Below are 10,432 nucleotides of genomic sequence, written 5' to 3' on the forward strand. Positions count from 1 at the left end.
CCCGTCGTACCTGCTCATCCACCGGGTGACGCTCGGCTCGATCGGGGTGCTCTGCCAGTTGGAGGCGAAGGCGCCCTTCCTCACATCCTCAGGCGACCGGCGCGAAGCCCGGCAGCCAGCGCTCCAGGATGCTGCGGTACGGCGCCTTCGCCTCCAACTGGCAGAGCACCCCGATCGAGCCGAGCGTCACCCGGTGGATGAGCAGGTACGACGGGGGCAGGTTGAGCTTCCTGCTCAGCTGGTAGGTGGGGGAGCGAGGGCTGGCCAGCCGGGCCGCCTCGGCCCGTAGCCAGGCCCGGGTGAAGCGGAACCCGTCGGCCGCGATGGGCTCCAGCATCGGGCGGAGGAAGTCGAGGACACCCTCGGCGTCGATCTCGTCGGTGGAACCGATGAACCCCTCGTCCCGCAGTCCCGCCACCACCCCGTCCGCGTCGCCGCGCAGGGCCCGCCCGGCGATGCGGCCGATCGGCTCCGGCGTGCCCTCGGGCATCCGGGCCACCGCACCGAAGTCGATCACCCCGAGCCGGCCGTCGGCCAGCAGCCGGAAGTTTCCCGGGTGCGGGTCGGCGTGCAGAAGGCCGGCCCGCTGGGGCGCGGAGAGGTGCAACGTGGCCATGAGCCGGCCGGCCTCGTCCCGCTGCTCCTCGGTGCCGTCGAAGATGATGTCTGCCAGCGGGGTGCCGGTCACCCATTCGGTGACCAGCACCCGGGGCGACGCGGAGACCACCTCCGGGATGAAGATCTCCGGATCGTCGGCGTACGCGGCGGCGAAGGTGCGCTGCGACTCGGCCTCGAGCTCGTAGTCCAGCTCCTCGGTGATCCGCTCACGCAGCTCGACGAGGAGCGGCTTGACGTCGAGGCCGGGCTGGATCGCCCGGAACATCCCGCCCAGCCGGGAGAGCTGCTTGAGGTCGGTGAGGAGCGCGTCACCGGCCCCCGGGTACTGGATCTTGACCGCCACGTCGCGGCTGTTCGGCTCGCCGGACGGGCCGTAACCCGGCTCGCGCCACCGAGCCCGGTGCACCTGCCCGATGCTGGCCGCCGCCGCCGGGGTGTCGTTGAACTCGACGAACCGGTCGCGCCAGTCGGGGCCGAGCTGCTCGGCGAGCACCTTCTGCACGCTCGCGGCCGGCAGCGGCGGCGCGGCCTCCTGAAGTTTGGTCAGTGCCTGCCGGTACGGTGCGGCGATCTCCTCCGGCAGGGCCGCCTCGAAGACCGACAACGCCTGGCCGAACTTCATCGCCCCGCCCTTGAGCTGGCCCAACACGCTGAACAACTGCTCGGCGGTGCGCTGCTGGATCTCCGCGGAGATCACGTCGGAGGCGAGCCCGGTGACACGCTTACCCATGCCGAGGACGGTCCGGCCGGCGAAGCCGAGCGGCAGAGCGGCGAGCTTGGCGGTCCGGGACACGGCCCGGCGCGGGATGTCGGTCACTTCGCCATTGTTACCGACCGGAGGGCTCCGCTGCTGCTGTGCGGCCGGGCTGGTGCATACACCCGAGTCGGCGAACACCCGCACGCCGGGTGCGGCGGCCAACCTCGGCGGCGGAACCGGCCCGCTCCGGTGATCTCCATGGCGCCGCCCAGTGTCTCGGGGTGGCCGCCGTCGAGGTGCGCCAGGGCCTCCGCCACCGCGTACCCGATGGCCGCGAGCAGGGTGCCGGTCGCGCCGGCGGCCACCGGCTCGGCCGTGGCGAGCTGGGCGGCGAGCCCCGGCCAGGCCGGGTCGCGGTCGGCGCGATGCAGCTCGACGCAGCGCAGACAGGGCCCGGCGGGTGGACGGACCAACGGCCCGATGACCGGTACGCCTTCGCGCAGGGTCACCAGCAGGTGCGGCTGACGGCGCTGGGCGAGACCGGCGGCGAGCAGCGCGGGCGGACGGTCCGTGCCGAGCTGGATCAGCAGATCCACCCGGACGGCCCGGACCGGGTGGGTGCCGGTGCCCGGCGCGACACGGTCGACCGCCGCCCGGATCGCCGGGGCCAGCGGCCGGCCCAGCTCGGTGGCGGGGATGCCCGTCCCGACCAGGTCGATCGGCCGCACCGAGCCGGTGACGTGCGGAATCACCTGTCCGACGCCGGCCTGGGCCAGCGCCACCGCCAGTGGCCCGCCGAGCGCACCGGCGCCGGTGAGCAGCACCCGGGCCGCCCGCCGGCGACGCAGAACCTGGGCGGGAGTGCCGGGCAGCCGAGCCGCGCCCAGGGCCAACGCTCCGGCCTCGGCGGCGAGCCGGGCCCGGACCGGCCCGGCCAGGTCGCGGGGGAGCAGGCTGTGCGCCGGCACCAGCAGACCCGCCGCGCGCAGGGCGTCCAGCAGCGTACGCGCGTCGTCGGTGGAGACCTGGGCCGCGAGCGCCTGGGTCAGCACGTCCCGTTCGCTGCGGGTGCCGTCCAGCAGATCGAGCAGGGCAGCGGTACGCGGGTTGGCCAGCTCCACCAGCACGGCGGGCCCCGGGCCGACACCGATCTGGAGGGTGTGCCGATCCCGCCAGAGCCGGCTGAGGCCGGGAAGGAGCGTGGGGCGGGGCAGCGCGGTACGACTCATGGTGACGAATCGTGACCGCTTCCCTGCGCTCGGTCGATCGTTGTCCACAGGTGGCCGGGGCTGTATCCAGCCTTGTCCACAGGATCTGGCGGGTTATCCACAGGCCGCTGGGCGTTGTTGTCGGTCACCCGACAGCCTGGCCGACGTTCGCGGGGGCCCTTCTCCAGGACCGCGACGGGGGGCGGGACGGCCACAACGGCCGTCCCGCCCCCCGTCGATCCGTACGGTCAGACCTTGGCCTTGCCGAGAATCCGGTTCACTGTTGTGCCGCAAACCGGACACTTGCCCTTGGCCATGTTCATTCCGGTCTTCGAGACCTCGACGTGCCCCTCGAAGTCCCGCTTCTCCTTGCACTTCACGCAGTAACCGTTGTAGGTCTGGGCCTGGTCGGCCACGGTAGCCCTCCTCGTCTCGTCCGCCGGTCAATACGGTCCCGGCGGGGTGCCCGGCGGCGGGCCACACGGGGCGCCGGCGCTGGGTCTCACTCCACGGCCACCCTCGTGACCGCTGGTCCGCGGACCCTACCCAGGTCTGGGCAGTTCCATGTCAGCTGTGCATCGGCCTGTGAGCAAGTCGACGTCGAGAGTGTGCATGGCGAATTAGGTCGGATAAGTCAGTTTGGCGGGGACACGCCGACCAAACCCTCACAGCCACCCGTGCGAGTGCCCCCGCGGCAGCGCCGAGCACGGTGATCACCTACGGTGGAGGGAGCCCGCGCGCTGCCGCGCCGTCGACGTACACGGTGGGTGACGAGACGTCCCGGCGACGACCGGCCCAAGAAATTTTCGGGACGCGGGGCGACCAAACACCATTTTTTGGGCGCGTGTCGTGCGGTTGACTCTTGCGGACTCCTGGTCAGTACGCATTAGCTTTCCTTCGTGACACGTAGCCGAGGCTGCGCGGGCCAGTGATGGCGGGGACGCGTAAGCCGGTCGTCGAGGTGCGGCGCAGCCAGCGTCGGCGACGCACGGTGTCTGCGTACCGTGACGGTGAGCGGGTGGTCGTCCTCATCCCGGACCAGTTCTCCCGGGCCGAGGAGAGCGAGTGGGTCGACCGTATGTTGGCGCGACTCGCCGCCCGCGAGGGCCGGCTCGCCCGCTCGGACGACGAACTGGTCGCCCGGGCCAACCGGCTGATCGACCAATACCTCGGCGGGTACGGCGCGAAGGCGGTGCCCGCCAGTGTCCGCTGGGTCACCAACCAGAACGGCCGCTGGGGCTCCTGCACGCCCGCCGACCGCAGCATCCGCATCTCGCACCGCGTCCAGGACATGCCCGACTGGGTGATCGACTACGTGCTGCTGCACGAGCTGACGCACCTCATCGTGCCCAGCCACAACGCCCGCTTCTGGGCGCTGGTCGGCCGCTACCCCAAGTCGGAGCGCGCCCGCGGCTACCTTGAGGGCGTCGCCGCCGCGTCCTGTGCCCCCGTCCCCACCTGATCGCACCCTGCCCGTGCCCTTGATCGGCACCAGGTCGGCGAGGTGGGGGCATCTCCACGACAGGACAGCGCAACATCGCCGACCTTGGTGCCGATCATCAGCCGTGCGAGCTGGCCGCGCTGGGCGAGGGGGTGGGCCGGGGCGTTAGGGTCGGGTCATGGCGCGGCGGGTGGTGGTGGTGATGCTCGGGCCGGTGCGCTGGTCGCCGCCCGGGATCGACCGGGTGCAGTGGCGGGCGGCGCTCGCCGAGGACGTCGTCGACCTGGTCGCCACCCTCAACGAGGTGGACGTCGCCGTCGCGGTGACCCCGGCCGACCGTCCACTGGCGGACGCGCTGGTCTGGCCCGGTACCGCCGTCCACGAGGTGGCCGAGCCGACGCCGAACGCAGTGTTCGCCGCGTTGGACGGCTACGACCAGGCGGCCGTGCTCTGCGCTGACGTGCCCGACCTGCCCGCGCTGACCGTCGGCAAGCTGCTGCGCCCGCTCACCACCCGGTCGGTCGCCGTGGCGCCGGTGGAGGGGGGTGGGCCGGGTCTGCTCGGAGTGGCCGTACGACTGCCCGTGCCGGAGTGGTTGCCCCCGCTCGACCTGGACACGGCGACGCCGGCGGACGCCCGAGCCGGTGCTCCCGCGCCCGGGGACGTCGCCGTCACGGCCGGCTGGCGCCGCCAGCGCGGACCGGCCGACCTCGCCACCCTGGACCCGGCCTTCGAGGGTTGGGAGGCCACCCGCGCGCTGCTGTCGGGCTCGGGTCGCCCCGCCTGACCAGGCAATCCTGCGCCCTGCCCGATCAGTCGCTCCGCCGCAACGGCAACGTTCGTCCCGCCGCACCGGCAAGGTTCGCCGCAACGGTGACGTTCGTCCCGCCGCAACGGTGAGGTGGCGCGGACGCGTGCCGGGTGCCCGCCGCCCAGTGGCGCGGGCACCCGGGCTCGCGTCAGGCCTTGGTGTCGCCGTCGGTGTTGGTGTCGCCCTCGGTGTCGTCGGACTGGCCCGGGGCCTTCTCCTCCACCCCACCAGGCGCGGTGAAGTCGAAGCTGTCCAGCTCGCTCAGGTCCGTGTCGTTCATCGCGAAGGCCACCGGGTCGGCGAAGTCGTCGTCCGACGGGAGCAGGTCCGGGTGGCCCCAGACGGCGTCCCGGCCTTCGATGCCGCGGTGCTGGGTGAGCGCCGCCCACAGGGCCGCCGCCTCGCGCAGCCGGCGCGGGCGCAGCTCCAGGCCGACGAGCGCGGCGAAGGTCTGCTCGGCGGGGCCGCCGGCGGCCCGGCGGCGGCGGAACGCCTCGCCCAACCGGACGACGTTGGGCAGGCGGTCACTGGCCGCGCTGTCCACGACGTGGCACACCCAGCCCTCGACCAGGGCCAGCGCGGTCTCCAACCGGGCCAGCGAGGCCTTCTGCGCCGGGCTGTCCTCCGGGGTGAAGATGCCTTCCAGGGCGATCGCCTGCATCGACTCCGGGTCGGTCGGGTCGACCCGGCCCATCGCCTCCTCGATCGCCTCGCGGTTGACCCGGATGCCCGAGGCGTACATCTCCACGGCGCTGAGCACGTGCCCGCGCAACCACGGGACGTGCTGGAACAGCCGCTGGTGGGCGGCCTCGCGCAGCGCCACGTAGAGGCGGACCTCGTCCTCGGGCAGCTCCAGGCCCTCGCCGTACGCGCGGATGTTGGCCGGGATCAGCGCGGCCGTGCCAGCCGGGCCGAGCGGCAGCCCGATGTCACCGGCGGAGAGCACCTCCGCGGCGAGCGAGCCGAGGGCCTGCCCCAGCTGACCGCCGAAGAGCGCGCCACCGAGGGTGGCCACCATCGACTGCATCGGGCCGAGCTGGGCGCGCGCCTCCGGCGGCACCAGGTCGCCCATCGCGCCGACCATGCGGCTGGCCACCGGGTCGCAGAGCTTGCGCCACACGTCGAGCGTCTTGAAGATCCACTCATTGCGGTTCCAGGCGACCGGGGACTGGATGCCCGACGGCCAGGACGAGGCCGGCTCCAACCACAGGTCGGCCAGGCGCAACGCCTCCTCTACCGCGTTGCGCTCGTACGGCGACACCGCCGGGTCGCCGGCGGCGGCGAGCTGGCTGGCCGCCACCTGCCGGGCCAGGTCCCAGTTGACCGGCCCGCTGCCCGGCGCGGAGAGCAGGTGCTGCAACTGCGACATGAACTGCTGCATCTGCGCGGGATCGTTGGGGTCTGGTGGTTGCCCACCCGGGAGCGCGAAACCGAACGGAATATCAGGCACGACGTCTACGGTACGCGGGCCGCGCCCCAGGTAGCCGCCGCTGGCGTTGCGCTGAGGGCGAAGTCGCGCGGCGCATCCGTCGGGTGGGCCCGGAGCAATCGGTACGCTCTGGCGCATGAGACGTCGTGGCCTGACGGTCCTGCTCGGTGCCCTGTTCACCGCCCTGCTGAGCATCGGGGTGCTCCGGGTGCCGATCCCGTACGTGGTGCTCGGCCCGGGCCCGACGGTCAACACCCTCGGCACGGCCGACGGTAAGGAGGTCATCCAGGTCACCGGCCGGGAGACCTCCACCTCCGCCGGCCAGCTCCGGCTGACGACCGTGGGGGTGCAGCCCACGGTGCGGCTCCGCTCGGCGATCGCCGGCTGGTTCTCCCACGACGAGGCCGTGGTGCCGCGCGAGCTGGTCTACCCGCCGGGGGAGTCGACGGAGCAGGTCGAGCAGCGCAACGCCGAGGACTTCAAGGTGTCGCAGACCAGCGCCGAGACCGCCGCGCTGCGTGAGCTGGGCTTCCCCGTGCAGGTGGTGATCAAGACGGTGGCCGCGGACGGCCCGTCCGCCGGCGCGCTCCGGGTCGGCGACGTTGTCACCTCGGTCGACGGTCAGCCGGTGCCGGTGGCCGCCAAGGTCACCGAGCTGATCCGGGCCAAGCCGCCGGGCACGGCCCTCACCATCGGCTACACCCGCGACGGCACGCCGGCCACCGCGACGGTGACCAGCCGGGAGCAGGACGGCCGCCCCCGGATCGGCGTCGAGATCGACCAGCAGCAGCCGCATCCGTTCACGCTCGGCATCGACCTGGGGGACATCGGTGGCCCGAGCGCCGGCCTGATGTTCGCGCTGGGCATCGTGGACAAGCTGACGCCGGCCGACCTCACCGGCGGAAAGGTCATCGCGGGCACCGGCACCATCGACGACGAGGGCACGGTCGGCCCGATCGGCGGGATCGCCCAGAAGCTGGTGGGCGCGAAGCGTGCGGGGGCCAAGGTCTTCCTGGTGCCGGCGGACAACTGCGCCGAGGCGGTCCGCAATCCGCAGCCCGACCTGCCGTTGCTGAAGGTGGGCTCGCTGGACGAGGCGCTTACCGCTCTGGAGACGTTGCGCGCGGGTGGTCAGCCGACCCGCTGCTGACCGGCGTGACCGTGCCCCGACACGTTCAGAAACACCCCGTACTCTGGGTGCCTGATCGGAGCCGATCACATCGAGCGTGCGGAGCCAACCGTGGTAATGCGTAGCAGCAGCCCCCTGCCGAGGATGAGCCGGCGCGGCCGCGTCACCATCGCTGTCCTGGTCGGGGTGTTCGTGCTCTTCACCCTGCTCGGCTGGGGTGTCCAGGCCTGGACGGACTGGCTCTGGTTCGACGAGGTCCGCTACACCGAGGTCTTCACCGGTGTGCTGGTCACCCGGCTGATGCTGTTCCTCGTCATCGGGCTCGGCATGGCGCTGGTCGTCGGCGGCAACCTGTGGCTGGCCCACCGGCTGCGTCCGCGGCTGCGGCCGCACTCGGTGGAGCAGGCCACCCTGGAGCGTTACCGGATGGTGCTCAGCCCGCGCCTCGGCACCTGGATCGCGCTGACCGCCGCCGTGGTCGGGCTCTTCGCCGGCCTGTCCGCGCAGAGCCGGTGGAACCAGTGGCTGCTCTTTCGCAACGGTGGTGACTTCGGGGTCAAGGACCCGGAGTTCGGGGTGGACATCGGCTTCTACGTCTTCCAGCTGCCGTTCTGGCGCTACCTGCTCGGTGTCGGCTTCACCGCCGTGGTGCTGGCCCTGATCGGCGCGCTGGCGGTGCACTACCTCTTCGGCGGGGTCCGCCTGCAGGGCATCGGCGACCGGATGAGCAACGCGGCCCGCGCTCACCTGAGCACCCTGGTCGCGGTGTTCGTGCTGCTCAAGGCCCTGGCGTACGTGCTGGACCGCCGGGCGATGCTGCTGGAGTACAACGAGGGCGCCAAGTTGTACGGCGCCGGCTACGCCGACGTCAACGCGTTGCTGCCGGCGAAGGAGATCCTGGCGTACATCTCGATCGTCGTGGCGATCGCGATCATCGTGTTCTCCAACGCCTGGATGCGGAACCTGGTGTGGCCGGGCATCTCGCTCGCTCTGCTCGGCGTCTCCGCCGTGGCGATCGGCGGCATCTACCCCTGGGCGGTGCAGACCTTCGAGGTGAAGCCGAGCGCCAAGGACAAGGAGGCGCCGTACATCCAGCGCAGCATCGACGCGACGCGGGCGGCGTTCGGGCTGGGCGCCACCGACACCACCGCGTACGCGGCGAGCAACCTCAAGCCACCGGCGAACCTGGCCACCGACACGTCCGTCGTGTCGAACGTGCGGCTGCTCGACCCGCAGCTGGTCAGCGAGACGTACACCCAGCTCCAGCAGGTGCGGGGCTTCTACGACTTCGGCCCCAAGCTGGACATCGACCGGTACGGGGTGAACGGCAAGACCTCCGACTACGTCGTCGGCGTCCGGGAGATCAACTACGGCGAGCTGACCGACCAGCAGAACACCTGGATCAACCGGCACACCGTCTACACCCACGGGTACGGCCTGGTGGCCGCCCCGGCGAACCAGGTGGTGTGCGGCGGACAGCCGTTCTTCGTCTCGGGCTTCCTCGGCGAGCGGACCCAGGAGGCGTGCTCCTCGCAGACCGAGCAGATCCCGGCCAAGCAGCCCCGTATCTACTACGGCGAGCGGATGGCGCCCGACGACTACGCGATCGTCGGCCAGTCCGACCCGAACAAGAAGGCCGAGTTCGACAGGCCCGTCGGCGAGGGTGGCGGCGAGTCCTACACCTACACCGGCGAGGGCGGCGTCAAGATCGGCTCGTTCACCCGGCGGCTGCTGTACGCCATCAAGGAGCAGGAGTCGAACTTCCTGCTCTCCGAGGCGGTCAACAAGGACTCCAAGCTGCTGTACGTGCGCAACCCGCGGGACCGGGTGGAGAAGGTCGCGCCGTTCCTCACCCTGGACGGCGACCCGTACCCGGCGGTGGTCGACGGCCGGGTGCAGTGGATCGTCGACGGCTACACGACGGCGGCGACCTACCCGTACGCCGAGCGGGTCAACCTCCAGGTCGAGACGACCGACGAGCTGACCAACCGGGGCACCTTCCAGCTGGCCCGGGAGAACGTCAACTACATGCGCAACTCGGTGAAGGCCACCGTCGACGCGTACGACGGCACCGTGACCCTCTACGAGTACGACGACACCGACCCGGTGCTCAAGGCGTGGAACAAGGCGTTCGGCGGGGACCTGATCAAGCCGAAGGCGGACATCCCGGTCGAGCTGACGGAGCACCTGCGCTACCCGGCCGACATGTTCAAGGTGCAGCGCAACCTGCTCACCAAGTTCCACGTGACCAACCCGGGTGACTTCTACTCCGCGCAGGACTTCTGGCAGGTGCCGAACGTGCCGGACGCGCCGGACAGCGGCCAGAAGCAGCCGCCGTACTACCTGTTCACCCAGTTCCCGGGGCAGGAGGGTCCGCGGTTCCAGCTCACCTCGGCGGTCACCCCGAACGGCCGGCAGAACCTGGCCGCGCTGATCTCCGGGTCGTACGTCGACGGGAAGCCGCGGCTGGAGGTGCTGGAGCTGCCGGACCAGACCCGGATCTCCGGGCCGGTGCAGGTGCACCAGCAGATGACCAACAACGCGAACATCCGCCAGCAGCTCAACCTGCTCTCCAGCAACCAGGCGCAGGTGCAGTACGGCAACCTGCTGTCGCTGCCCTTCGCCGACGGCATGCTCTACGTCGAGCCGGTCTACGTGAAGAGCAACCAGCAGGACGCGTACCCGCTGCTGCAGAAGGTGCTGCTCTCCTACGGTGACGGCGGCTCGTTCGTGGCGCTCGCCGACAACATCAACGACGGCATCAAGCAGTTGGTCGAGCAGGGTAAGAAGGCCGGGCAGGGCATCTCGCCGCCGCCGACCACGGGTGGTAACCCGACCAACCCGTCGCCGAGCGCGACGCCGACGCCGGGCAGCACGACTCCGCCGCCGGCCGGCGAGCTGGCCACCGCCGCGGACCGGGTGCAGGCCGCCATCACCGAGGTTCGCGCCGCGCAGACCTCTGGCGACTTCGAGCGGTACGGTCGCGCGCTCAAGGCGTTGGACGAGGCGCTCACCGCGTTCCAGCAGGCACAGCAGGGCGCCAACCCGACCGGCGCGCCGAGCGGCGGTGCGCCGCCGGCGCCGACCGCCACCCCGAGC

8 protein-coding genes are annotated in these 10,432 nt (G+C 71.7%); 4 read left to right on the forward strand and 4 right to left on the reverse strand.

What is annotated here, in order from left to right; translation table 11 throughout:
• Window positions 1-88: 88 nt before the first annotated feature.
• From AB0J68_RS17735 to AB0J68_RS17745, 3 genes are all read right to left on the reverse strand, one after another.
• Window positions 89-1,435, reverse strand: coding sequence for an AarF/ABC1/UbiB kinase family protein (locus tag AB0J68_RS17735; protein WP_354861544.1), 1,347 nt, complete (start codon window positions 1,433-1,435; stop codon window positions 89-91).
• Window positions 1,432-2,544, reverse strand: a complete 1,113-nt coding sequence (locus tag AB0J68_RS17740) for a hypothetical protein (protein WP_354861546.1) — start codon at window positions 2,542-2,544, stop codon at window positions 1,432-1,434. Before AB0J68_RS17740 ends, AB0J68_RS17735 begins: the two co-directional genes overlap by 4 nt.
• Window positions 2,545-2,771: 227 nt before the next feature.
• Entirely contained in the window at window positions 2,772-2,939 is a 168-nt protein-coding gene (locus AB0J68_RS17745) for a DUF5679 domain-containing protein (protein WP_007464795.1), read from the reverse strand.
• Between the two features lie 515 nt (window positions 2,940-3,454).
• Here AB0J68_RS17745 and AB0J68_RS17750 point away from each other — a divergent pair.
• Window positions 3,455-3,985: a M48 family metallopeptidase gene (locus AB0J68_RS17750; RefSeq protein WP_354862708.1), complete on the forward strand. Its 531-nt coding sequence runs from the start codon at window positions 3,455-3,457 to the stop codon at window positions 3,983-3,985.
• A 157-nt stretch (window positions 3,986-4,142) separates the two neighbouring features.
• Window positions 4,143-4,751: a hypothetical protein gene (locus AB0J68_RS17755; protein ID WP_354862709.1), complete on the forward strand. Its 609-nt coding sequence runs from the start codon at window positions 4,143-4,145 to the stop codon at window positions 4,749-4,751.
• 172 nt (window positions 4,752-4,923) lie between these two features.
• Here the strand turns inward: AB0J68_RS17755 and AB0J68_RS17760 are convergent, their stop codons facing one another.
• Complete coding sequence (locus tag AB0J68_RS17760) at window positions 4,924-6,225, reverse strand: zinc-dependent metalloprotease (RefSeq protein WP_354862710.1); 1,302 nt, start codon at window positions 6,223-6,225, stop codon at window positions 4,924-4,926.
• A 115-nt stretch (window positions 6,226-6,340) separates the two neighbouring features.
• On the opposite strand from AB0J68_RS17760, the gene AB0J68_RS17765 reads away from it, so the two are divergent.
• Together AB0J68_RS17765 and AB0J68_RS17770 are read left to right on the forward strand one after the other, a co-directional pair.
• Window positions 6,341-7,354, forward strand: a complete 1,014-nt coding sequence (locus AB0J68_RS17765) for a PDZ domain-containing protein (protein ID WP_355138105.1) — start codon at window positions 6,341-6,343, stop codon at window positions 7,352-7,354.
• 96 nt (window positions 7,355-7,450) lie between these two features.
• Window positions 7,451-10,432 (forward strand): UPF0182 family protein (locus tag AB0J68_RS17770; protein WP_363939429.1); only part of this gene is annotated, 2,982 nt, incomplete at its 3' end.

Source organism: Micromonospora sp. NPDC049580, assembly GCF_040675595.1.
Classification (GTDB): domain Bacteria; phylum Actinomycetota; class Actinomycetes; order Mycobacteriales; family Micromonosporaceae; genus Micromonospora.